Genomic DNA, 23346 nt, shown 5'->3' on the forward strand with positions numbered 1-23346 from the left:
GGGGGCGGCGGCGGTGGAGGCGGACGCGGTGGGGCGGAGCTGCTGAAGGCGGACGCGCTGAAGGCAGACCCGCTGAAGGTGGGCCCCGCCGGGCGAACCGGCGCTCCACCTGTCTGCCCGTCTGCCTGCCCGGCGGGCGCGCGTCCGCGCCCGCTCAGAGCGCGGCGAGCAGTCCGTCGAGCGGAGCGGGTACGCGGTCGGGCTGCAGGGCCTCGACGAGGACCCGGCCGTAATGGATCTTGCGGCCGGAGGTGGTTCCGAAGAAGCGGCGCAGCTGCTGCTGTGCCGTGCGGCCCTGCTGGGCGGGCTGGTTCAGGAAGGTGCGCAGGGGGCGCTGGTCGCCCTCGGCCCTGACCAGGTCGACGACCCGGTCAGGGCCGAGCGCGCGGATGAGCTCGTCCTCCAGGTCGGCCGCGCAGACGAAGAAGGCGTGCCGGTCGGCACCGGCCCGTTCCAGGCCGCGGACGTAGTAGGGCCGCTCCCGCTCGTCGCACAGTCCGGTCAGGCGCAGGCCCAGGCCGGGCGGTCCGAGGAGACGGGCGTAGCGCCCGACGCTCATCGCACCGCCCATCGGCAGCACGCAGACCCCCTCGGCCGCCAGGTCCCGCCCGCGCCGCGCGGCCAGCGCGTCGACCGCGGCGACATCGCTCGGCCCTTCGAGCAGCACGGCGACCCGCACGCCCAGCCGGCCGGCCAGCTCGCGGGCAGGGCCCTCGGCCCCACCGCCGGCCCACTCGGCGACCGCCTCCCGGAACACCCCCATGTCCGCCATGGGACGAGTCTCCGCTCCGGTGGGGCGGGGATGCCAGGGGTTATCGGTGGGCACCGGCCCGCGCGGCCGGGACGGCAGGCCGCGCCGCCGGGCTGGGTCGTTCGGCCGTCGTGCCGTGCCGTCGTTCTTCCGCCGGGCTGCGTTGTCCGGCCGTCATGCCGGGCCACCGTGCTGCCGAGCCGTGCTGCCGGGCCGGGGGGCGCCGGCTCCGGCGCCGTAGCGGTCGGCCGGGCGGGTCCGCCGCCGAGATCGATTCCGCACCGACTCCCCGACGGCCTCTCCCGCCCGCCGCGTCACACGCGGCGCAGTCCGCCGATCAGGAGGGCGACCAGTCGGCGGGCGTCGTAACGGGGGTCGTTCTCCGCGCCGATGCAGAGGTTGCCGACGCCGCGCATCAATTCGTACGCCGTCAGGTCGGAGCGGATCTCGCCGGACTCGGTCGCCGCGTCGAGGAGCCGGGTGCAGACGGGGACGAGACGGTCCAGGAAATAGGTGTGGAGGGTGTCGAAGCCCGCCTGGTCGGAGTGGAGGGCGGCGGCGAGGCCGTGCTTGGTGGCGAGGAAGTCCACGAAGAGGTCGATCCAGCCGCGCAGGGCGTCGTACGGGCTGGGCGCGGTGGTCAGCAGGGCCGGCCCGGCCTCGGCGCAGGCCTCCACCTGGTGCCGGTAGACGGCGATGATCAGGTCGGCGCGGGTCGGGAAGTGCCGGTAGATGGTGGCCGTGCCGACGCCCGCCCGGGCCGCGATGTCGCGGACCGGCGCCTCCACGCCCGAGGCGACGAAGGCCGCCGCGGCCGCTTCCAGCAGGGTCGTCTCGTTGCGCCGGGCGTCCGCCCGCCGGGGCCGGGCCGACTGGTCCTCGTTCTTCATCGTGCGCTCCCTCCGCGGTCACCCTATCGGGGCGTTGCTAAACGGGACAGTGTTCCGTATCGTCGAAGACATGAAGCGGGACAGTGTCCCGTTTATCGCGGGACGGTGTCCCGTTTATGAGTACGTCATGCGATACGCCATGTGAGGAGACCGGTCATGCAGTACCGCACCTTGGGCCGCACCGGAGTGCAGGTCAGCGCGCTCGCGCTCGGCGCGATGAACTTCGGTGCGATCGGGCGCACCGGCCAGGAGGAGGCGACCGCGATCGTCGACGCCGCTCTGGACGCCGGGATCAACCTGATCGACACCGCCGACATGTACGGGGAGGGCGAGTCGGAGGAGATGGTGGGCAAGGCCATCGCCGGCCGCCGTGACGACATCGTGCTGGCCACGAAGGCGGGCATGCCGATGGGCGAGGAGCGCAACCACCGGGGCGGATCACGGCGTTGGCTGGTCACCGAGCTGGAGAACAGCCTGCGGCGGCTCGGCGTCGACCACGTGGACCTCTATCAGATACACCGCTGGGACCCGGCCACGAGCGACGAGGAGACCCTGTCGGCGCTCACCGATCTGCAACGCGCGGGGAAGATCCGCTACTTCGGCTCCTCGACCTTCCCGGCCTACCGCATCGTGCAGGGTCAATGGGCCGCCCGCGAGCACCACCTGAGCCGGTACGTCACCGAACAGCCCAGCTACTCCCTACTCCAGCGCGGTGTCGAGGCCCATGTGCTGCCGGTGACCGAGGAGTACGGGATGGGCGTGCTGGTGTGGAGCCCGCTGGCCTCGGGCTGGCTGTCGGGCGCCGTGCGCAGGGGCCGTGACATCGCCACCAGCCGGTCCCGGTTCCTGCCCGACCGCTTCGACCTCACCGTGCCCGCCAACCAGGCCCGGCTCGACGCCGTGGAGCGGCTGGCCGCGGTCGCCGACGAGGCCGGGCTGACCCTGGTCCAGCTCGCGCTCGGCTTCGTCACCGCCCACCCCGGTGTCACCAGCGCCCTCATCGGCCCCCGTACCCCCGACCACCTCCGCTCCCAGCTCGCCGCCGCCGACACCGTGCTCTCCGCCGACGTCCTCGACGCGATCGACGCGATCGTCGCCCCCGGCACCGACCTGGCCGCCCACGAGAAGTTCGACACCCCGCCCGCCCTGCTCGACCCGACCCTGCGCCGCCGCTGACCTGCCAAGCCGGCCTGACACGGCGGGCAGGACCCCTAGCCCCGACGGTCCGCTCCTTCTCGTCTCTCTCCTCCCTCACCTCCCTCACCGAACCGTGCGATCGCCGCCAGGATCGTCCGCCGCATCGCGGGACTGCCGGTGTGGCCCGAGTCGTCGATCACCTTCAGTTCCGCGTCCGGCCAGGCCTTGGCCAGTTCCCACGCGGTCTTCAGCGGGCTGCCCAGGTCGAGCCGGCCGTGGATCAGCACTCCGGGGATCCCGGCCAACCGGTGGGCGTCGCGAAGCAGTTGACCGTCCTCCAGCCAGGCGTCATGGGCGAAGTAGTGCGCGCAGATGCGGACGAAGGCCATCAGGGAGTCGTCGGGGCGGTCGCTGTAGGCGCCGGGACTGCCCAGTGCCTCATGGGCGATGACGGCGTCCTCCCACCTGGTCCAGGCGCGGGCCGCGGCGACCCGGACCGCCTCGTCCGGGCTGTTCAGCAGGCGGTTGTAGGCGGTGACGAGGTTGCCGGTGCGGTCCGCGGCCGGCAGGGCGTCGCGGAAGGCCTCCCAGGGGCCGGGCAGCAGACGGCCGACGCCGTGGTAGAGCCAGTCGGTCTCTTCCGGGCGGGTCATGGTGACACCGGCGATGACGATCTCGGAGACCCGCTCCGGGTGGCGTTCGGCGTAGGCGAGGATCAGCGTGGAGCCCCAGGAGCCGCCGTACAGGAGCCAGCGTTCGATGCCGAGGTGCTCGCGCAGCCGTTCCATGTCGGCGATGAGGTGGTCGGTGGTGTTGCGGGCGAGACTCACGGCGGGGTCGGAGGCGTGCGGGCGGCTCTCGCCGCAGCCGCGTTGGTCGAAGAGCACGATCCGGTAGACCTCGGGGTCGAACTGCCTGCGGGCGTGGCGGCGTCCCCCGCTGCCCGGGCCGCCGTGCACGCACAGGGCGGCCTTCCCCTCCGGGTTGCCACTGGTCTCCCAGTAGATCCACTCTCCGCCGCCGCTGTGACCGTTGTCGCCGTTGTCTCCTTCGCCGACGTCGAGCAGGCCGTGGGCGTAGGGCTCGATGGGCGGGAACTTCTCGGGCATGGTGATCTCCCTCCAGGACTGTTGGGAACGGCCTTACTTCATACCCGAGTCGGCCGCGGCGGACAGCGCGAAGGCCCGGGGCGGGGGTCGCCGGCCCGGGCCCTCGCCCAAGGGAGTCAGGAGAAGAGGAGGCGCCAGGTCAGCGGGCCGGGGCTGCCGTCGGCGTCGCCGCGGAGCTCCTTGCGGGACTTCTGGAAGTCGCGGACGTTCAGCCGGTCGGCCTCGCCCCAGGATCTGCTCGGACCCACCTTGTAGTGGTCGCCGAAACCGCGCTTGACCAGCTGCTTGCCGAGCTGGAGGACATAGGCGTTCGAGGCCCCGGCCACGAAGTACTTGCGGCCCGGGAAGGCGGGGATCTTCGGCTTGGTGGGTGTCTTCGTCTCCGGGGTGTCGTCGTCCACGTCCAGGTCGGCCTTCGCGTCCTTGAGGATCCTGGCGAAGTCGATCGCGCCGGGGTCGCCGTGGACGTTCTCGGGGACGTGCATGTGCCCGCAGACGCCCTTGAAGTCGCTCCACTGCGCGCCGGTCATCCGCTGGCCGCCGGCCGTGCCGTACGACGTGGGATAGGCGGGCCAGGACGTCGGGCCGGACAGCGGTACGCCGTGCTGCTCGTGCATCCAGGCCAGGAACCGGGCGACGCCCTGCAGGGCCCATTCCGGCGCGTCCGGCCAGTAGATGTGGTCGTGACCGGCGGCCTGCCACTTGGCGTGGGTCTTCGGGTCGCAGGTGCCGGTCAGCTCGACCTGGCACACGTTCAGGGTGTTGGTCTCCACACCGCCCTTCAGATTGACCAGTGCCCGGGAGGAGGTCTCGATGTCGAAGTGCTGGTACCACTTCAGCTTCTTCGCGGCGAGATCGGGGACCGCCGTCAGGTTCGGCGCGGTGGCCCCGCCGTCGTAGCCGGGCAGTGTGTAGCCCTCGGTGGTGTGCAGGACGACGACGTTGACCTGCATCGGGTCGCCGCCGAAGTCGTCCTGGTACCAGTTGGCGCGGCTGGCGCCGGGGTAACGCTGGGGTCCCGTCTTGGTGCTCATCACGACTCCTGAGTGGATGGGTCGGGAGGGCGAGTGCCCTTGTCATGGGTTGGCCGACGCCGTCGGGCCCGCCGCGTGGCGGTGCCGGTCCAGGCGGGCCGGGTCGGTGTCGGCGCGGCCGGCGAGCGCGCGGGCGAGTGCGGCGTGCCGGAGCTGCCGGGCGGACGGGGTCTGGGTGCTCAGCACCACGTCGCGGGGGAGTTCGGGCAGCCGGTAGCGGCCGTTGCCGGGCGCGCCGGGCTCGGCGTCCCAGACCAGGATCCGCGCGGTCACGGCGGCGTCGATCAGGTGCAGCAGCCGGTCCGGTGCGACGCCCAGGACGTCGGCGAGCAGGCCGGGGTCCAGTGGGTCGCCGTCGGCGGCGGCGTAGGCGAGCATGGCGCGGGCCTCCTCCGGGAGGCCGACCAGGCGGGCGTGCACGATGTTGCGTACGGCGGCCGGTACCTGTGCCTCCGGGCCGGTGCGCCGGGCGGGAGGCAGGCCGAGCAGTTCGGCCAGGGCGAACGGGTGGCCCTCGGCCCGCCGGTGCAGGGCTGCCGCCGTCTCGGCCGGGGCGTCCTCGCCGTGCGCCGTGAGCAGGTCGGCCACGTCGGCGGCGGTGAGCGGTTCCAGAGTCAGCCAGACCGCGCCGAGCAGGGCCAGTTCGGCGAGCAGTGCGCTGGAGACGGGGGCGTCGGGGTTGCGCAGGGTGCACACGAAGACGACCGGGGCCTCCCGCAGGACCTGGGCGAGGCGCCGCAGCAGACGGTGGAAGCCCTGCGGTGCCCGGTCGAGGTCGTCGGCGAGGACGAGCGTGGGCCCCTGGGTGAGTTCGCGGACGACGGCCGCGAGCGGGTCCTTCTGCGCGGTCTCGTCCTCGGCGGAGTCCTTGCCGTCCTGGCGCAGTGCGTCCAGCAGCTGGACGGTGGGGCAGGTCTGGACGATCCCGCGGTTGCCGCTGAGCGCCTGGCCGGCCCGGGTGCGGGCGACCGTGAACCCGGCCGCCGAGGCGCGGGCGGCGAGTTCGTCCAGCAGCCGGGTCTTGCCCGAGCCCTGTTCGCCGCCGACCACGGCCCACCGGGGGCGGTTCGCGGTCGCGTCCGACAGCAGGTCGGCCAGCTGGGCCAGTTGCTCGACGCGGCCCACGAAGGGGGCTGCCGGGGCGGCCGGTTGAAGGCGGGTGGCGGCGAGGGTGAAGGCGGAGGCGGCGGCGGGTGCCAGTACGGGAGGCGGGGTGTCGGTGGCGCCGAGGACGCCGATGTCGTGCCGCAGGATCGCGGTGTGCAGGTCGCGCAGTCGGGGGCTCGGGTCCAGGCCGAGTTCGGTGGCGAGCATGTCGCGGAACCGCTCGTACTGCTTCAGCGCCTCGACGGGCCGGCCGGCCGTGTACAGGGCGCGCATCAGCAGCGCCCAGGAGGTCTCCCGGAGCGGGGCCTTCAGGACGAGGGACTGGGCGACGCCGATCGCCTGTTCCGTCTCGCCCTGCCGGACGAGGACCGCCGCCCGCAGCTCCCTGGCGTCGTGGAGGGCGCCGTCGAGCCGGGTGCGTTCGCGGATCGCGAAGGCGTGCTCACCGGCCTCGGCCAGGGCCTCGCCGCGCCACAGCCCGAGCGCCGTGTCGATCTCCTGCCGGGCGACGGTGAGCCGGTGGTTGCGCAGGGCCTCGCGGGCCCGGCTCACGCCCTCCTCGAAGAGGGTCGTGTCCCGTGCCTCGCGGGGCACCTTCAGCGCGTACCCGGCGGGGCTGCTGGCCGGCATGGTGGACGGGCCCTGCCGTGCCGGGTCGAGGACCGCGCGCAGCCGGCTGATGTGGGCGCGCACCGAGGAGGCGGCGCCCGTCGGCCGGTCCGTGGGCCACAGGTCCCGCAGGATCGTGTCCTGGGAGACGGGCCGGCCGTCCTCGATGAGCAGCCGGACGAGCAGCAGCCGGCGCTGCCGGGGCCCCAGGTCGAGGGAGACGCCGTCCCTCAGCGCCTCGACGGGCCCGAGCAGGCAGAACCGCGTCTCCTGTCCGGGCCGGTGGTTCATCGGGGGCGGGCCCTCCTGGGCGGTACCGGGCGCGAAGGGCTGGTACGGGCTTCATGTGACGGTTCGGCAAAGCAGTCAACCAATGGTCCGTTGCCTGCGCGTTGTCGGGGTGTTGTTCCACGCGGTTCGTGGTGCTTTTCGTGGTCGTGCGCGGTTGCGCTCGTGGTCTTGTCCGCGCGAGTCGGTGGACCGTCGACGGTAGTGCCTCTGATGGCTGACGGACACTCAATTGATGACAAGGCAATGGCAATTGACCAACAACAGGCGTGAGCAGGATCCAACCGCCAAGATCCAGAAGGAAATCAAAGGTACTCATGCGCACCTTGATGTCGGCCGTCGCCGGTGCGGTGCCGGCCCTCGCCGGGACGGCCGGGATGACGAGCACGCCCGCCCGGGCGGCGACGGGTTCGGAGTACGCAACACGCCCGACTGTCCGGCCCTGTGGCAGGCCGCGCACGCGTACTACGCGCTGAAGGACGTCTCGTGCAGCGGCGCGACCATCGCGGACATGCAGTCCCACGCCACCGACTGCTTCCTCGGCGCGGGCATGTCCACCCTGCCCCGCCCGAACATCACCTACGCGCCCTGAGGTACTCGGTCCCGTCTGAGTATCCGTGCTCTGTCCGGTCCCGCCCCCGGCCATGACGCTGGGGGCATGGGACTTCACAAATCCGTTCTGCGGGTGCTGGTGCCGACGTCGGTGTCGGCCGGGGTGTCGGTGGCGGCCTGGGCCGTCTGGCTGGGGTGGGACCAGGAGTACGACGTGGCCGCCGACGGGTCGGTGAGCGGGCCGTACGCGGTGTGGCAGGTCGCGGGGCTGGTGGTGACGCTGCTGGTGGCGGTGGGCTGGGTGGCGGCGCGGGGGCACAGCGCGGCTGCCGTGGTGGGGACGACCGCCGGGCTCACCCTCGCCGCCGGTGCCGACTGGTCGGACGACGCCAGCGGGCTCTTCATGGTCGGCGTGGCGCTGGTCATGGTGGGGAGTTTCATCGGCTCGATCGTCGTGGCGGCCGTCGTGTCGACCGGGCTGGACACCCCGCGACGGGACCGGCCGCTCGTCCGCTGAGTCAGGCGGGCAGCGGCTGTTCCGCCCAGATCGTCTTGCCGGTCGGGGTCTGGCGGCTGCCCCAGCGCTCCGCGATCTGGGCGACCAGGAGGAGACCCCGGCCGCCCTCGTCGTAGATCCGGGCCCGGCGCAGATGCGGGGCCGTGCTGCTGCCGTCGGAGACCTCGCAGATCAGGGACGTGTCACGGATCAGGCGCAGGGCGATCGGGCTGTCGCCGTAGCGGACCGCGTTGGTGACCAGCTCGCTGACGATGAGTTCCGTGGCGAAGGACGCGTCCGTCAGCCCCCAGGTCTCCAGCTGTTCGCACGCCATCTTGCGGGCCCCGGCGACGGCGGCCGGGTGCCTCGGGAGCTGCCAGGTGCGGACCTGTGCGGTGTCCAGGGCGGAGGTGCGGGCGAGGAGCAGGACGATGTCGTCGCCGGGGCGGTCGGTGAGGACCGTGCGCAGGACGTGGTCGCAGGTCTCCTCCAGGGGCGCGGCCGGATCGGCCAGCGCCCGGCAGAGCAGGCCCACGCCCGCCTCCATGTCCTGGCCGGCCGTCCGCACCAGGCCGTCGGTGTAGAGGGCGAGCACGCTGCCCTCCGCCAGTTCCACCTCCGCCGACTCGAAGGGCAGACCGCCCAGGCCCAGCGGCGGCCCGGCCGGGAGGTCGAGCAGACGGGCCTCGCCGTCGGGGGTGACCAGGGCCGGTGCCGGATGGCCGGCGCGGGCCATGGTGCAGCGCCGGGTCACCGGGTCGTAGACGGCGTACAGGCAGGTCGCGCCGACTTCGCCGGACGTCGCCTCGGCCCGGCCGGGCACGTCCGGGCCCTCCTCGCGGTCGAGCCGGATCACGAGGTCGTCGAGCTGGGTGAGGAGTTCGTCGGGGGCCAGGTCGACGTCCGCCAGGGTGCGCACCGCCGTCCGCAGCCGGCCCATCGTGGCGGAGGCGCGGATGCCGTGCCCGACCACGTCCCCGACCACCAGGGCGACCCGGGCGCCGGACAGCGGGATCACGTCGAACCAGTCGCCGCCGACGTCCTCGCCGGACCCGGTGGGCAGATAGCGGTAGGCCACCTCCGTCGCCGCCAGCCCCGGCGGCCGGCCGGGCAGCAGACTGCGCTGCAGGGCCAGGGCGGTGCGGCGCTCGCGGGTGTAGCGGCGGGCGTTGTCCACGCTCACCGCGGCCCGGGCGACGATCTCCTCGGCGAGCCGCTGGTCGTCCTCGGTGAACGACTCGGGCGTGCGGTGGCGCAGGAAGTGCGCCAGGCCGAGGGTGACCCCGCGGGCGCGCAGCGGGACCATCAACACCGAGTGGATCATGTGCCGGGCGACCGAGTCGGCGCGGGCCTGGGACGACGTGATCCACTCCCGCATCCCGGGTTCGCCCGGGGTGTGCCGGGTGCCGCGGCCCGCGAGCAGGGCCCGCAGCGGCGGAGTCCCGGCCGGGTAGCGGATCGGGTCGCCGGGGTCGGCCACCGACTCCGGGCAGCCCGGCAGGACCGACCGCTGTGCCGTACGGCGTACGGTGACCGCCCGGCCCGGCGGCAGCGGCTCCGGTTCGTCCCCGAGGGCGACGGACTCCAGCAGGTCGACGGTGACGAAGTCCGCGAACCCGCCCACCGCCACCTCGGCCAGTTCCTCGGCGGTCCGGGTCACGTCCAGGGTGCTGCCGATGCGCATGCTGGCGTCGTTGAGGACGGCCAGGTGGCGGCGGGCCCAGTACTGCTCCGTGGTGTCGAAGACGATCGCGGACAGGCCCTGCACCGCGCCGGTCGTGTCCTTCAGCGGGGAGAAGTACATCGACCAGGAGTGCTCCCGGGTCTCGCCGGGCGCCTGGCCGTGCTGCTCGTGGAAGACCGTCCGCCCGGTGCGCAGCACCTGCCGCTGGAGGCGGTCGTACTCGTCGAAGGGGAAGCTGGGCTCGATCTCCCGCAGGGTCAGGCCGCGCATCTCCGCCGCGGGCCGGCCCATGATCCGGCTCATCACGTCGTTGCCGGCGACGAACCGCGCCTCACGGTCGTAGATCGCCACCGGCATGGGCAGCTGGGCGAGCGTGAGGTCCCACAGGACCGCCGCACCGGGCTGGTCGCGCCCGGCGACGGTGGTCTGCGCGGCACCGGTCACCAGCCAGAGCGGCTTGGGACCGGTGTCCGCGAGCGGGATCCCCTGGAGGCGTACGACGACCCGGTCGCCGTCGCGGTGCCGCAGCGCCACCTCGGTGGACCAGTGGTGCCCGCCGGCGAGGTGACGGCGTGCGGAGGCGGGCAGGTCGGCGGCGAGCAGGCTCCGCGCGGGCCGGCCGACAACCTCGGCGGGCTCGTAGCCGAGCAGCCGCCGGGCACCCGCACTCCACACCAGCACCGCCCCACCGGCGTCGACGACGACCGCCAGGTCCTCCGGTACGCGTCGCTCCATGGTGCCTCCGGGTGTCCGGGTGTCCGCACCCGCTTCCCAGGATCCCGCCGCGCCCCGTCCCGCTCAACCGGCGGCCCGGGGGACAACCGCGGACGGGTGGCGGTCAGGACTTCGCGGAGGGAGTCTGCCTGATGCCGTCCACGACGCTGCGCTCCATGATGGCGCTGGTGAAGAGGACGGTGCCGGGGGTGATCAGCGCGTCGGCGCCGCTGTTCTTACGGACCTGGACCGTGCGCTCGCCGAGGAAGACATGGCTCTTCTTGTCGAAGATCCACTCCTCGCGCTCCCCGGTGGCCTCGTCCAGCCGGGCCACCGCCACACCGTGCCGGCCCACCGCGTCGGTCGAGTCGTCGACCACGACGACACCGGGGATCTTCTCGGCGGCCTTGAACAGCGCCGGATACAGCTCCGCCGGCGGGTAGCTCTCGCCGAGCAGGTCGCCGATGGTGGTGAACGCCTCCTGGTCGGGGGAGTTCCCCTGGCCCTTCGTCTCCTTGTAGATCTTGGCCAGCAGCTGGTCGGGGTCGGTGGTGAGCTGGGTGAGGTAGTCGTACGACGGACCGTTCAGGGTCGGCTTCGGGGTGTTGCCCTGCTCGTCCGGGAGGGACAGGGTCTCGCCCTCGGGGCTGTCGTTGACGGCCGGGTCGATCAGCCAGCCCTTGGTGCCGTCCGGGGACTTCCAGATCTGCCGGGTGTGCAGCGGGTGGCTCGCCAGGGAGGTCGTGTCGCCGACGTGCCTGACGTAGGTGTCGGCCGACTCGGACCTGATGTAGATGTACTGGCCGGGCCGGACGTCCGGGTGAGAGGTCCTGGCGGCCGCCAGGGAGATCTGGTCGAGGAGCTGGGGCACGCCCTTGCTGCTGACCGCGCCGATGCTGGTGGTGAGGGCCGGGCCGTAGTCCCGCACCCCGTTGCCGCCGCCGTTGCCGGACATGGTCACTCCGGCGACGACCGCCGCCGCCAGCGCCGCCGCCGTCAGGGGCAGCGCGATCGCCGGACGCGGAAACCGGCGGCGCCGCTCCTTCGCGGGCGCCGTCGCCGCGGACTCCGCCTGCTGCAGGTCGTGGATCTGGGCCATCAGTCGCTCCTTGTGGAACTGGTGGCGGCCCGGCGGCAGGTGCCGCGTCGTGGCGGACAGCAGCTGCTCGGCGCTGCCGTCCCCCTCGGCCGGGTGGTTCCGGGAGGCGTTCGCGGTCATCGTCTTCCTTCCTGTGCGGGCCGGATCACGTGGGTGTGATCACCTCTTGTCTGTCGGGAGGGGCGGTCGCCTTCCCGATCTCCGCGAACTTTTTTCGGCGGTGCGCCGGCGGGCGGTGCGCCGGTGGGCGGTACGTCCGGCATCGGCGCGTCGGTGAGGCCGCGCAGCTTTCTTCGGGCGCGGGAGAGCCGGGAGGCCACCGTGCCGACGGGGATGCCGAGCGCCTCCGCCGCGGCCTCGTAGTCCAGGCCCTCGCCCAGGCAGAGCGTGACGACCTCGCGCTCCGGTCTGCGCAGTCCGGCGAGGGCGGTGAGGGCCGCGGCGAGGCGGCGCCGGCCGTCGATCCGGTCGGCCACCTCGTCCGCGTGGTCGGGCACCGCGAGTTCGGCCGCCGCGGCGGCCTGGGCGGCGGCCCGGTAACGGCGGTTGCTCCGGTACTGGTTGCGGGCGGTGTTGGTGGCGATGCCCAGCAGCCACGGACGGAGCGAACCGCCCTCGGGGTCGACCCGCTCGCGCAGCCGCCATGCCTCCAGGAAGGTCGCGGCCATCACGTCCTCGGCGACCGACCGGTCGGCGGTGAGCCGGAAGGCATGGTTGTAGACGGCGTTGGCATAGCTGTCGAACAGCTCCGCGAACGCGCTCGACTCCCCGGCCCGTACCCGGGTACGCATATGTGTGCTCACGTCACTGAGCTGTCCGGCACGCGACACCGACTTCCCGTGATCTGGGTCACACTAGATGCCCCCCCGAAGCCCCACCCGATTCCCCCGCCCCTCCCGAGTCTGCGGCACCGTCCGCCGGACACCTCCCGGCGCTGGGCCCGGCCTCGTGCGGCCACCGCCCGCTGGGCCAGGGAGTCGAAGACCACCGCGATCAGCAGCACACCGCCGGTGATCATGAACTGGACGGCGGGCTGGACGCCCAGCAGGGCCATGCCGGAGGCGATGGACTGGATGATGAGGACGCCCAGCAGCGCGGACCAGGTCGAGCCGCGGCCCCCGAAGAGGCCTCCCGGTAGGACTTGTAGACGGTCATGTACTGCCGGCCCGCGACGATCCGCTGCACCGCCGAGAGGTCGGCGTCCTGGCCGGTCACCGGGGGCAGCGGCCGGACCGCGGCGGCGTCGAGCGCGGAGATCACGGCACCGGCGAGGGTGTCGTCGGCGGCGAGCACCCCGTCGATGCGGCCGGGGCCCAGGGCGGCGATGGCGCCGGTCATGTCGGCGAAGGCGTTCTCCGGCCGCCGGTTGGCGGTGTCGTACGTCTTGCCGATCTTCACCTTGCCCTGGAGCACGGAGAGCGCGCCCCGTTCGAACCAGCCGGCGTTCGGGTCGGTCGCGGCGCCGTTCATCATGACGATCTGGCCGCCGTCCGCCTTCGCGCCCATGCCCCTCAGCAGGACCTCGCCCTGGAGCCGCCCGATCATCTCGCCGTCGAAGGTGACGTAACCGGAGACCGGGCCCTGCGCGAGCCGGTCGTAGGCGACGACCGGGATACCGGCCCGGTGGGCGGCCTCGACGGACGAGCGCAGCGCCTTGGGGTCGATCGCGGACAGGATCAGCACGTCCACACCCCGGGTGATCAAGGCGTCGAGCTGCTGCTGGACGTCCGGCTCGGGGGTGGCGGCTACGGCCGGTGCCGGGCACTGCGGGCACAGCTCCTTCAGCTTCCGCTCGATCAGCGGCCGGTCGAACTGCCCGAACCGCGAGGCCCCGCCGCCGGGCAGCAGCACGCCGACGCTGAGGCCGCCATCGTGCCCACTCCCACTCCCGCCGCAGGCGCCGGTCAGCGCCAGTCCGGCGCCGACCGTGACCGCGACGGCCGCGCGGGACAGGGACCTGCGCTTCGGAACGCCGACACCGAGACCCATCTTCGGTTCCTTGCGGGGTTCTGCCGGAAATCACCCTCTACGGGGGTCTGATGTCAGGGCAGCCAAGCGGTCAGCCGGTCTCCTCCCGCAGTACGCGGTCGATCGTGCCCAGCGCGGCGGTCAGCCGGGCGTAGTCGTCGGCGGCCAGCGGCCGGACGAAGAACTCCTCGACCACCCGGGCGTGCACGGCCGCCGCTCCCAGGAACACCGTGCGCCCCTTGCCGGTCGGCTCCACCAGCGCCACCCGCCGGTCCTCGGGGGACGGCACACGCCGGACCAGGCCGGCCTCCTCCATGCGGTCGATCAGCCGGGTGGTGCCGCTGCTGGTGAGCGTCAGGTCGTCGGCCAGCTGCCGCTGGGGGATCTCCTCGCCGGGTCGGCGGCAGAGCCGTATCAGCACCTCCAGCATGGTGTGGCTGATCCCGCACTCGCGGCGCAGCGCGCTGTCGATGCGCTGCTCCAGCCGGGTGGCGGACTTGATCAGCAGCCCGAAGTCCCGGACGAGCGGGCTGTTGGCGGCGCGGGCGGCGGCTTCGTCGTCGTGCTGCGGCGTGGAGTTCATCGCGGGCGACTTTACTGCGATCGCACTTACTGCCGTCTCAATCACTGCTGTCACAACCACTGCCATCTCAATCGCTGAGCAATCAATTGCTGACTGGTCAATGAAATCGTACGGTGGGAGGAGCACCCGCGAACGAGAGGAAGGCGGACCCGTGGATCTGCAGCACTGGCTCGGCCGAGCCACCGACGCGATACAGGAGTGGGCCGACACCTTCGGCCCGTACCGGCCGCACCCGTCCCTCGACGTGGCCGACGACCGCTTCGCACCGGTCTTCGAGGAGTTCACGGACCGGCTGAAGGACAACTACCCCTTCTTCCACCCGCACTACGCGGGCCAGATGCTCAAGCCCCCGCACCCCGCCGCGGTGGTCGGCCACCTCACCGCGATGCTGATCAACCCCAACAACCACGCCCTGGACGGCGGCCCCGCGACGGCGGCGATGGAACGCGAGGCCGTGGCCCAGCTCGCCGCGATGTTCGGGTACGACACTCTCCCCCACAGCCCTTCGGGCGCGGGCGGTGCCCCCATTCGCTCCGACTACGCTCCGCTCGGCCACCTCACCACCAGCGGCACCATCGCCAACCTCGAAGCCCTCTTCGTCGCCCGCGAACTCCACCCCGGGCGGGGCATCGCGCACAGCGCCGACGCCCACTACACCCACGGCCGGATGTGCCACGTCCTGGACATGACCAGCCACCCCGTCCGCACCGACGGCCAGGGCCGGATGGACCTCGACGCGCTGGCGGACGTGCTGGAGACGGGAGATGTCGGCACCGTCGTCCTCACCACCGGCACCACCGGACTGGGCGCCGTCGACCCCGTCCACGAGATCCTGCCGCTCGCCGAGCGGTACGGCGTCCGCGTCCACGTCGACGCGGCCTACGGCGGCTTCTTCACGCTCCTCGCCGGCGCCGACGGCCCCGAGGGACTCCCGCCCGAGCCGTGGCGGGCGCTCGCCCGGGCCGACTCGATCGTCGTGGACCCGCACAAGCACGGACTCCAGCCCTACGGCTGCGGGGCCGTCCTCTTCCGCGACCCCGACGTGGGCCGCTTCTACCTGCACGACTCGCCCTACACCTACTTCACCTCCAGCGAGCTCCACCTCGGCGAGATCAGCCTGGAGTGCTCCCGCGCCGGCGCCGCCGCGGCCGCCCTCTGGCTCACCTTCCGGCTGCTCCCGCCCACCCCCGACGGCCTCGGCCGGGTGCTGGCGGCCGGGCGGCGGGCCGCCCTGCGCTGGGCGGACCTGATCGAGGCGTCCGACTCCCTGGAGCTCTACCAGCGCCCCTCGCTCGACATCGTCACCTACTTCCCGGCCACCGACCCCGCGTCCCTCACCGCGATCGACGCCGTCTCCGCCCGGGTCCTGACGGACGGCATGACCGGCCCCGACCCGGTCTTCCTCAGCACCCTCAAGGCCGACCGCGACGCCTTCGCCGCCCGCCACCCCAAGATCACGGCGGACGCGGACGGCGCCCGGATCCTGCGCAGCGTCCTCATGAAGCCGGAGTCGGAGGACCACGTCGAGCACCTGCACCGCAGAGTCGAGCAGCTGGTCAGGACGGCGCAGGCCACCTGACCGCGGCCACTCTTCGCCCACTCGCCCGGCCTACCCTGGCGTCGCGTGCGCCGCACGCGCCGGACGGAGGGACACCATGGCACGCATCACCGGGCGGACGGTTCTGATCGTCGGTGCCTCGTCGGGCATCGGCGCCGAGGTGGCACGTCACCTCGCGGGCGGCGGCAACCGGTTCGTCATCACGGCCCGGCGCGCCGCCGAACTCGCCGCCGTGGCCGCGGAGATACGGGCCGCGGGCAGCGTCTGCCTGGACCTGCCCGCGGACGCCCTGGACGCGACGGCCGCCGCCGGGGTGGTGGCCGCCGCCGTCACGGAGTACGGCTCCGTCGACATCGCCCTCCTCAACGCCGGTCAGGGACCGGACATGTCCATGGACCGGGTGGACGTCGCGGACGTCTCGCGGATCATGGCGCTCAACTACGACGTTGTCGTCAACTACCTCGTCCCGCTGATCGCGCAGCTGCGCGGGCAGGCCGGCGGCGGTCTGATCGCCCACACCAACTCCCTGGCCGGGCTGATGGGCATCCCCCGGCAGGGGCCGTACTCGGCGGCGAAGGCGGCCGTGCGCACGCTCCTCGACACCGCGCGCGTCGAACTCGCCCCGCACGGCGTCCGGTTCACCTCGATCCACCCGGGCTTCGTCGCCACCGAGCGGGTCGGCGGCGACGGCCTGCCCAAGCCCTTCCAGATCAGCCAGGAGCGGGCCGCCCGGCACGTCGTACGCGCCCTGGAGCGGGAACCGGCGCAGGCGTGCTTTCCCTGGCCCGCGGCGGCGCTGGTGCGCACCCTGCGGGCCCTGCCCGCGCCGGTGTCGGACGCCGTGCTGCGGAGACTGGCCGCCGGCCTCTAGGACGCCACGTGCTCGGCGAAGCCGAGTTCGCGCAGCGCGGTGCGCAGCCGGGCCGCCGCGTCGTCCATCGCGGTCTCGTCCTTCTCCACCTGGGCCCGGGAGAAGTCGAAGTCGGCCATGCTCCAGGCGGGCGCGACATGGATGTGCAGATGCGGCACCTCGAAGCCCGCGATGACCAGGGCGGCCCGGGGCGCGTCCCAGGCGTGCTGCACCCCGCGGCCGATCGCCTGCGCCACGGTGACACAGCGGGCGAGCAGCGCGCCGTCCGCGTCGGTCCACCGGTCCACCTCCCGCCGGGGCACCACCAGCGTGTGGCCGGGGGTCAGCGGGGCGATGCTGAGGAACGCGGCGACCTCGGCGTCCTGCCAGACGAACCGGGCGGGCAGTTCTCCGGCGAGGATCCGGGAAAAGAGCGTCGGCATGAGGGTGAGTATCCCTTCAGGAGGTCAGGTCGTCCTCGTCGGGTGCGGTCGTCGTCGGGGTGGCGGAGACCGCGGTGATGCGGGGCGCGGGCACCTCGTCGCCGAGGGCCAGCAGTTTCGTGCGGAGTTCCTCGGCCGCCGTCGGGTCGGGCGGGGCCGGCAGCCGCAGCGCCCGCTCCCACAGGGTCCGGGCCGCGCCGGGGTCGGCGGTGGCGAGGTAGGTGTCGCCGAGGTGGCGCAGGGTGCCGGCCTCGCTGAACGTGTCGCCGATCTCCCGGTGGAGCCGCAGCGCGCCCTGGTACGCGGCGACGGCCCGCGCGGGCTCGCCGAGGTGGTGCCGGGCGACTCCGAGGCTGTCCCAGGCACCGGCCTCGGCGTACCGGGTGCCGTCCAGTCCGGCGAGGCCGCCGAGGGCCTCCTCGAAGTAGGCGGCGGCCCGCCGGTGTTCGCCCCGCAGCACATGCGTCCAGCCCAGGGCGTGCAGGGCGCTGGTCTCGGCGGGGCGGTCGCCGAGCTCCCGGTAGAGGGCGAGGGCGCGGCCGGCCGCGTCGAGCTCCGTCGTGGTCGCCGAGCCGGTCCAGGAGCCAGCCGTGACTGCGGTGGGCGTGCGCGAGACCGAGCCGGTCCCCCAGCTCGGCGAACAGGCGCAGGGAGTGCCGGATGTGGGTGCGGGCGTCGTCGTGCCGGCCCAGCCGGGCCGAGGCGCGGGCCAGGCCGCGGTGCAGATGGGCCTCGGCCGTGCGGTGGCCGTCGCGCACGGCCGCGTCGAGACCGGCGCGCTGGAGCAGTGCCCCGTCGTGCCAGTGGCCCTGCCGGTCCATGAAGCGCTCCAGACACCAGGCCATTCCCCAGACATGGGCGTGGTCGCCGCGCGCGATCGCCGCCCTGGTGACCGCGCGCAGCACCTGGTTCTCGGCCGTGTACCAGCGCAGCGCCTGCCCGTCGTCGGCGAACGACCCGGGCCGCGCGTCCGGGGCGGCGGCGGGCGGCGGACACAGCCGCCAGTAGGGGGAGTAGACGCGCCCGGCGGCGTGCGCGGTGTGCAGGTAGTGGTCGAGGAGCCGGCGGACGGCGGCCTCCCGGGCGTCCGCGTCCTCGTGCTCCAGGGCGCGTTCGGCGGCGTAGGTGCGCAGCAGGTCGTGGCAGCCGTACCGGCCGGGCGCGCGCTCGGCGAGCAGATGGGAGCGGGTCAGCTCGGCCAGCAGCGGGCGGACCCCGGCCGGGTCGTCGCCCGCGACGGCCGCCGCCGCGGCCGGGGTGACGTCCGGGCCCGGGTGCAGGGACAGCAGCCGCAGCAGCCGGGCCGCGCCGGGGCTCAGCGCCCGGTACGACCAGGAGAACACCGCCCGTACGTCCCCGGCCGGGTCCGCGTCGGTGAACGCGTCCAGGCTGCCGTGCGCGGCGCGCAGTTCGTCCGCGATCGCGGCGAGCGGGAAGTCGGGGTGGGCTGCGGCCCGGGTGGCAACCACGGCCAGGGCCGGCGGCCCGGACGTCCTCGGCGAACCGGCTCCCCGTCAGTACGACGACCTCGTGCCCGCGGCGCACCAGGTCCGCGGCGACGGTGAGGACGGGCTGGACATGGCCGTGGAACGGCGTTGCGGCGGCGATGACCAGTGCCATGGACGACTCCCTGGGCTGGGTGGACGGTGCCCCGGGAGCGTAGGAACGCGATGTGCAAAAGAAGTGCGGAGCGAAGGACGCGGAACGGTCCCGCGGCGCACGGGCATGCCCTACCGTGAAGCCACTCAAAGCGGTGCGAGCCTGGCGGATACGGGGCGAGGGGGGCCACAGGTGCGGGCACAGGAGGGCGACGACCGGACACCGGAGTCCGGCGGCGACGGGGACGGGGACCCGGGCGGCGACGATGACCCCACCCCCAGTGGCGACGATCACGTCGACTTCCGGCGAGGTGTCTTCCGGGGGCAGGTCGTCGGGAAGATGATCGTGAATGAGGGCCCGCACCGTCCCGAGCGGCCGGAGCGTCCCGAGCGGCCCGCGCCCTGCACGTTGCCGATGGCCCAGCCCGGCTTCACCGGGCGGGCCGCGGAGCTGGCGGCGCTGGAGGCGCGGCTGTGTCCGCCCGCCGACCCCGCCCCGGACACCCCCGTCGTCTGTGTCGTCACCGGGCTCGGCGGGATGGGCAAGACCGCGCTCGCCCTGAAGGCCGCGCACCGGGCGCGCACGGAGGGCTGGTTCACCGGCGGTGCCCTCTTCCTCGACCTCGCCGGCTACGACGACCGCCCCGTCACCCCCACCCGGGCGGTGACGTCGTTGCTGCACGCCCTCGCCGACGGCGACGTCCGGCTCGGCTCCGAACTGGTCGGCCACTTCGGGGAGGAGGGCCACCAGCTGGACGCGTACCGGAGCCATCTCGCGGCTCTCGCCGACGCCGGCCGGCGGGTCCTGCTGGTGCTCGACAACGTCTCGGACTCGGCCCAGATCTCGCCGCTGCTGCCCGCCAGCGGTCTGCACTGCGTCCTGATCACCACCCGGGAGTGCCACGAGTCGCTGACGGCCGCCGAGTTACCCCTCGGCCCCCTCAGCCCCGACGACTCCGTCCGGCTGATCGCCCCGGCGGTCCGCCGGCGCACCGCCGCCGCGGACGGGTGGACGCCGGAGGAGACCGAGGCCGTACGCGAACTGACCCGGCTCTGCGGCCGTATGCCGCTCGCCCTGCGGATCGCCACCGCCCTGCTGCACCGGCGCCGGGTCGGCGACCCGCTCGCGTCCCTGGTCGGGGAGTTGCGCGCGGCCGTCGACCCCACCCGGGTCCTGACCAGCCGCGGTGTCGACGAGTACGGCAGGGCCCTCGCGCTCGCCCCGGTCTTCGACATGTCCTTCCGCCGGCTGCCCCGGGACCGGGCCCGGGCGCTGTGCGCGCTGGCCCAGGTGCCGTTCGCGGACTTCAGCACCGAGACGGCGGTGGTGGCCACCGGACACCCCCGGTCCCAGGCGCTGGAACTCCTCGACGACCTCGTGGGCGCCCACCTGATCACCGGGGAGGAGCCGGGCGACGGGTTCCCCGGCCGCTGGCGCATCCATGACCTGGTCCGCGGCTACGCGAGCGCGCTGGCCGTCGAGGACCCCACGCTCGTCGAGGAGGGCGGCCGGGCCCGCCGGCGGATACGGGACCACTACCGCGCCAAGACCGAGGCGGCCTGCCGCCATCTGCGGGCGGCGCCCCCGGACAGCCCGTCGCCGGGACTGCCGCCGGGCCCGTTGCCGGTCCCGCCGCCGGTCCCGCCGCCGGTCCCGTCGTCCGGCCCGTTGCCCGGCCTCTTCAAGGAGCGGGCGGAGGCGGTCGCCTGGCTCGACGCCGAGCGCGTCAACCTGGTGGCGGCCACCCAGTGGCCCGACGAACTCGACACCGACTGCACCGTGGCGCTCGCGCTGCACCTCGCCGAGTTCCTGCGCGAGCGGCGCTTCTTCGAGGACTGGGTCGCCGTGGGCCGCGCCGCCAGGGAGCGGGCGCGCAAGTCACCGGACCGGCACGCGGAGGCGGCCGTCTGCAACCACCTCGGCAACGCGCTGCTGCGGGCCGACCGTTCCGAGGAGGCCCTCGAACCCCTCGTCCACGCGGCGGACCTCTTCCGTACGCTCGGGGATGCGACCGGCGAGGGCATGGCGTGGAACAACCTCGGTCTCGCGCAGCGCAGGTCGGGACTGCTGCACGAGTCCGCCGCCACCCACCGGCGGGCCCGCGACCGCTTCCGCGACACCGGCGACCTCTCCCACGAGGGCCGGGCCTGGCACAACCTCGGTCTGGTGCTGGACACCCAGGGCCGCTACGCCGACGCGGTCGCCGCGCTCCGCCGGGCCTGCGAGCTCCACCACGCCACCGGCAACCGTTTCCTGCACGGCGACTCCCTCAACAGCCTCGGCTGCGTGCTGCACACGGCGGGCCGCACCGACCTGGCCGTCGCCGCCCTGCGGGAGTGCCTCCGGATCCGCCATGACGACGACAACTGGTACGCCACCAGCCTGACCTGGAACAACCTGGCCCGGGTCCTGGACGGCACCGGACGCGCCGCCGAGGCCGCCCACGCCAGGAACCGCGCCGCCGAGGCCGCCGCCCGCGCCGGAACCACCACCACCTCCTACGGCCACCACCACTGAGCCCCGCTTCCCCCCGCTCCGCCAGGAGCCGCGCGGACTAGGATCCGCCCCATGGCCCTGACCATGACCGACGTGGACCGGTTCGAGAGCTCCAGGCCCCGTCTGGAGGCCATCGCCTATCGCCTCCTCGGTTCCGCGAGCGAGGCCGAGGACGCCGTGCAGGAGACGTATCTGCGCTGGCAGAACGCCGACGTCGACCGGATCGAGGTCCCCGAGGCCTGGCTGGCGAAGGTGCTCACCAACCTCTGCCTCAACCAGCTCACCTCGGCCCGCGCCCGCCGCGAGACCTACGTGGGTGAGTGGCTCCCCGAGCCGCTGCTGGCGGGCGACCCGATGCTCGGCCCCGCCGACAGCGCCGAACGCCGCGAGTCGGTGTCGTACGCCGTGCTCGCCCTGCTGGAGCGCCTGACGCCCAGCGAACGCGCGGTCTACGTGCTGCGGGAGGCCTTCGACTACCCGCACCGGGAGATCGCCGGGATCCTCGACCTCACCGAGGCCGCCAGCCAGCAGATCTTCCACCGGGCCAAGAAGCACGTCGCGGAGGGCAGGGCCCGCGCCGAGGTCGACGAGGCCGCCGCCCGGCGGATCATCGAGGAGTTCCTCGCGGCCGCCACCAGCGGGCGGACCGAGCCGCTCGTCCGGCTGCTCACCGAGGACGCCGTCGCGGTCGGCGACGGCGGCGGGAAGGTCCCGGCCCGCGCCCGGGCGTTCGAGGGCGCCGTCGCGGTCGCGAGATTCATGCGGGGCCTGTTCAAACCGGGCCCGGCCCAGCGGGCCCTGGCCGGCGGCCCGGTCGACCTCTACGTCACCTCCGCGAACGGCGGCCCCGCCCTGGTGGCGGTCGTCGCCGGCCGGGTCTTCGGCGTCATGTGCCTGGAGATCACCGACGAGGGCATCGCCGCGTTCCGCAACCAGGTCAACCCCGACAAGCTGGAACGCGCGACCCGGCAGTGGGCGGCCACCGACCACGGCACCCCGCTGCTCCGCCTCTTCTGACCACCCGACCAGCCCTTCTCCCCTGTGTGACCTGCTTCACACCGCACTTCTGTCAGGAATCGACGGCCTGCCCGGTTCAAGGGGCGACTCCCCGAAGAACCCGAAGAACCCGAAGAACCGGATGACAGGAGTACGGACATGCAGCACCGCATCGTCGTCCTCGGAGCCGGATACACCGGAGCCAGCGCGGCCGGCCGCCTCGCCAGGCGGCTGCGCCGCGAGGACGTCGCCCTCACCCTCGTCAACGCCGAGCCCGACTTCGTCGAGCGCGTCCGCATGCACCAGCTCGCGACCGGCCAGGAGCTACGGCCCCGGCCCCTCGCCGAGATGTTCGCGGGCACCGGAGTCGAGCTGCGGCTCGCGCGGGTCACCGCCGTCGACGTCGACCGGAAGACGGTCACCGTCACCGCCGCGGACGGCACCGAGGACCTGCTGGAGTACGACACCCTCGTGTACGCCCTCGGCAGCGCCTGGCACGACCAGGGCGTCCCCGGCACCGCCGAGCACGCCGACCAGATCGCGAGCCGCCCGGGAGCGCTCCGCCTGCGCGAGCGGCTCGCCGCACTGGGCGCGGGCGAGCCGGTGGTCGTGGTCGGCGGCGGCCTGACCGGCCTGGAGGCCGCGACCGAGATCGCCGAGGCCCGCCCGGACCTCGACGTGGCCCTCGCGGCCCGCGCCGGTCTCGGCGACTGGCTCTCGCCCAAGGGCCGCGCTCACCTGCGGAAGGTCGTCGACAAGCTGGGCGTCACGGTGCACGAACACACCGCCGTCACCGCCGTGTCGGCAGACCACGTCACCACCACCGCCGGCGGCACGCTCCCCGCCGCGGTCACCGTGTGGACCACCGGCTTCGCCGTCCACCCCATCTCCGGGGCCACCGCCCTGGAGGTCACCGGCGCCGGCCGGATCGTCGTCGACGGCACCATGCGCTCCGTTTCGCACCCGGACGTGTACGCGATCGGCGACGCGGCGACGGCGACCGGTCCCGGCGGCAAGCCGCTGCGGATGTCCTGCGCCTCGGGCGTCCCCATGGCCTGGCAGGCCGCGGACGCCATCGCGGCCCGGCTGACCGGCGGCAAGCTCCCGAACACCCCGGTGCGCTACTTCAACCAGTGCATCTCCCTGGGCCGCAAGGAGGGGCTGATCCAGTACGTCACGGCCGACGACCGCGCCGTACGGGCCGCCCTGACCGGCCGGACCGCCGCCGTCTACAAGGAACTGGTCTGCAAGGGCGCGGCCTGGAGCGTCGCCAACCCGTTGCTCGGCATCCCGGCCCGGCGCCGCCGCGTCGTACCGCAAGCGGTCCCGCAGACCGCACCGGCGGCCAACGCCCCGGCGTAATGTCCGGGCGCCCTCGTGCGC

General features: G+C 73.7%; 20 protein-coding genes and 3 pseudogenes. 9 read left to right on the forward strand and 14 right to left on the reverse strand.

All coding sequences use genetic code 11. From position 1 onward, the window contains the following. Positions 1-154 precede the first annotated feature (154 nt). Positions 155-772 carry a TOPRIM nucleotidyl transferase/hydrolase domain-containing protein gene (locus tag ACFZDK_RS11935; protein WP_390971884.1) on the reverse strand — a complete coding sequence of 206 codons (618 nt, stop codon included), beginning with the start codon at positions 770-772 and terminating at the stop codon, positions 155-157. Positions 773-1065: 293 nt separating this feature from the next. Further along, entirely contained in the window at positions 1066-1641 is a 576-nt protein-coding gene (locus ACFZDK_RS11940) for a TetR family transcriptional regulator (protein ID WP_390971885.1), read from the reverse strand. A 156-nt stretch (positions 1642-1797) separates the two neighbouring features. Here ACFZDK_RS11940 and ACFZDK_RS11945 point away from each other — a divergent pair, with 156 nt between their 5' ends. After that, a complete protein-coding gene (locus ACFZDK_RS11945; protein ID WP_390971886.1) occupies positions 1798-2817 on the forward strand; it encodes an aldo/keto reductase in 1020 nt (339 codons plus the stop codon). A 35-nt stretch (positions 2818-2852) separates the two neighbouring features. Here ACFZDK_RS11945 and pip read toward each other — a convergent pair whose 3' ends face one another. The 3 genes from pip to ACFZDK_RS11960 form a co-directional block, all read right to left on the reverse strand. Beyond that, positions 2853-3887, reverse strand: a complete 1035-nt coding sequence (pip, locus tag ACFZDK_RS11950) for a prolyl aminopeptidase (protein WP_390971887.1) — start codon at positions 3885-3887, stop codon at positions 2853-2855. Positions 3888-4003: 116 nt separating this feature from the next. Then, on the reverse strand, positions 4004-4921 hold the full coding sequence (locus ACFZDK_RS11955; protein ID WP_390971888.1) for a peptidoglycan-binding protein: 918 nt from the start codon (positions 4919-4921) through the stop codon (positions 4004-4006). A gap of 42 nt (positions 4922-4963) precedes the next feature. Continuing rightward, positions 4964-6928, reverse strand: coding sequence for a BTAD domain-containing putative transcriptional regulator (locus tag ACFZDK_RS11960; protein WP_390971889.1), 1965 nt, complete (start codon positions 6926-6928; stop codon positions 4964-4966). A 250-nt stretch (positions 6929-7178) separates the two neighbouring features. Here ACFZDK_RS11960 and ACFZDK_RS11965 point away from each other — a divergent pair, with 250 nt between their 5' ends. Both ACFZDK_RS11965 and ACFZDK_RS11970 read left to right on the forward strand, forming a co-directional pair. After that, positions 7179-7517, forward strand: a complete 339-nt coding sequence (locus tag ACFZDK_RS11965; protein WP_390971890.1) for a hypothetical protein — start codon at positions 7179-7181, stop codon at positions 7515-7517. 66 nt (positions 7518-7583) lie between these two features. Beyond that, entirely contained in the window at positions 7584-7994 is a 411-nt protein-coding gene (locus ACFZDK_RS11970; protein ID WP_390971891.1) for a hypothetical protein, read from the forward strand. A 1-nt stretch (position 7995) separates the two neighbouring features. Here ACFZDK_RS11970 and ACFZDK_RS11975 read toward each other — a convergent pair whose 3' ends face one another. The 6 genes and pseudogenes from ACFZDK_RS11975 to ACFZDK_RS12000 all read right to left on the reverse strand — a co-directional run bounded on the left by ACFZDK_RS11975 (position 7996) and on the right by ACFZDK_RS12000 (position 14021). Continuing rightward, positions 7996-10392, reverse strand: coding sequence for a SpoIIE family protein phosphatase (locus tag ACFZDK_RS11975; protein WP_390971892.1), 2397 nt, complete (start codon positions 10390-10392; stop codon positions 7996-7998). A gap of 103 nt (positions 10393-10495) precedes the next feature. Then, complete coding sequence (locus ACFZDK_RS11980) at positions 10496-11590, reverse strand: CU044_5270 family protein (RefSeq protein WP_390971893.1); 1095 nt, start codon at positions 11588-11590, stop codon at positions 10496-10498. After that, on the reverse strand, positions 11587-12261 hold the full coding sequence (locus tag ACFZDK_RS11985) for a sigma-70 family RNA polymerase sigma factor (RefSeq protein WP_390972503.1): 675 nt from the start codon (positions 12259-12261) through the stop codon (positions 11587-11589). The genes ACFZDK_RS11980 and ACFZDK_RS11985 overlap by 4 nt, the downstream gene beginning before the upstream one ends. A gap of 146 nt (positions 12262-12407) precedes the next feature. Further along, positions 12408-12596 (reverse strand): annotated as a pseudogene (locus ACFZDK_RS11990) (sugar ABC transporter permease); the annotation flags it as partial. Positions 12597-12649: 53 nt separating this feature from the next. Continuing rightward, a pseudogene (locus ACFZDK_RS11995) lies at positions 12650-13459 on the reverse strand (substrate-binding domain-containing protein); the annotation flags it as partial. Positions 13460-13529: 70 nt separating this feature from the next. Next, complete coding sequence (locus ACFZDK_RS12000; RefSeq protein ID WP_390971894.1) at positions 13530-14021, reverse strand: MarR family transcriptional regulator; 492 nt, start codon at positions 14019-14021, stop codon at positions 13530-13532. A gap of 151 nt (positions 14022-14172) precedes the next feature. Between ACFZDK_RS12000 and ACFZDK_RS12005 the strand changes: the two genes are divergently transcribed. Both ACFZDK_RS12005 and ACFZDK_RS12010 read left to right on the forward strand, forming a co-directional pair. After that, complete coding sequence (locus ACFZDK_RS12005) at positions 14173-15600, forward strand: aminotransferase class I/II-fold pyridoxal phosphate-dependent enzyme (protein WP_390971895.1); 1428 nt, start codon at positions 14173-14175, stop codon at positions 15598-15600. A 76-nt stretch (positions 15601-15676) separates the two neighbouring features. Next, on the forward strand, positions 15677-16450 hold the full coding sequence (locus ACFZDK_RS12010) for an SDR family NAD(P)-dependent oxidoreductase (RefSeq protein WP_390971896.1): 774 nt from the start codon (positions 15677-15679) through the stop codon (positions 16448-16450). On the opposite strand, the gene ACFZDK_RS12015 is transcribed toward ACFZDK_RS12010, so the two are convergent. The 3 genes and pseudogenes from ACFZDK_RS12015 to ACFZDK_RS12025 all read right to left on the reverse strand — a co-directional run. After that, positions 16447-16872, reverse strand: coding sequence for an HIT domain-containing protein (locus tag ACFZDK_RS12015; RefSeq protein ID WP_390971897.1), 426 nt, complete (start codon positions 16870-16872; stop codon positions 16447-16449). The two genes, ACFZDK_RS12010 and ACFZDK_RS12015, sit on opposite strands and share 4 nt — an antisense overlap. Positions 16873-16888: 16 nt before the next feature. After that, on the reverse strand, positions 16889-17356 hold the full coding sequence (locus ACFZDK_RS12020; protein ID WP_390972504.1) for a tetratricopeptide repeat protein: 468 nt from the start codon (positions 17354-17356) through the stop codon (positions 16889-16891). 124 nt (positions 17357-17480) lie between these two features. Next, a pseudogene (locus tag ACFZDK_RS12025) lies at positions 17481-17717 on the reverse strand (hypothetical protein); the annotation flags it as partial. Positions 17718-17912: 195 nt separating this feature from the next. Between ACFZDK_RS12025 and ACFZDK_RS12030 the strand changes: the two are divergent. The 4 genes from ACFZDK_RS12030 (at position 17913) to ACFZDK_RS12045 (ending at position 23325) form a co-directional block, all read left to right on the forward strand. After that, complete coding sequence (locus tag ACFZDK_RS12030; protein ID WP_390971898.1) at positions 17913-18437, forward strand: hypothetical protein; 525 nt, start codon at positions 17913-17915, stop codon at positions 18435-18437. A 226-nt stretch (positions 18438-18663) separates the two neighbouring features. Continuing rightward, positions 18664-20988 (forward strand): tetratricopeptide repeat protein, encoded by a 2325-nt coding sequence (locus tag ACFZDK_RS12035; protein WP_390971899.1) that lies wholly within the window; start codon positions 18664-18666, stop codon positions 20986-20988. Between the two features lie 51 nt (positions 20989-21039). Beyond that, positions 21040-21984 carry an RNA polymerase sigma-70 factor gene (locus ACFZDK_RS12040; RefSeq protein WP_390971900.1) on the forward strand — a complete coding sequence of 315 codons (945 nt, stop codon included), beginning with the start codon at positions 21040-21042 and terminating at the stop codon, positions 21982-21984. Between the two features lie 138 nt (positions 21985-22122). After that, entirely contained in the window at positions 22123-23325 is a 1203-nt protein-coding gene (locus ACFZDK_RS12045; protein ID WP_390971901.1) for an FAD-dependent oxidoreductase, read from the forward strand. Positions 23326-23346: the final 21 nt, after the last annotated feature.

It is taken from the genome of Streptomyces sp. NPDC007901 (genome assembly GCF_042959465.1).
Lineage (GTDB): Bacteria > Actinomycetota > Actinomycetes > Streptomycetales > Streptomycetaceae > Streptomyces.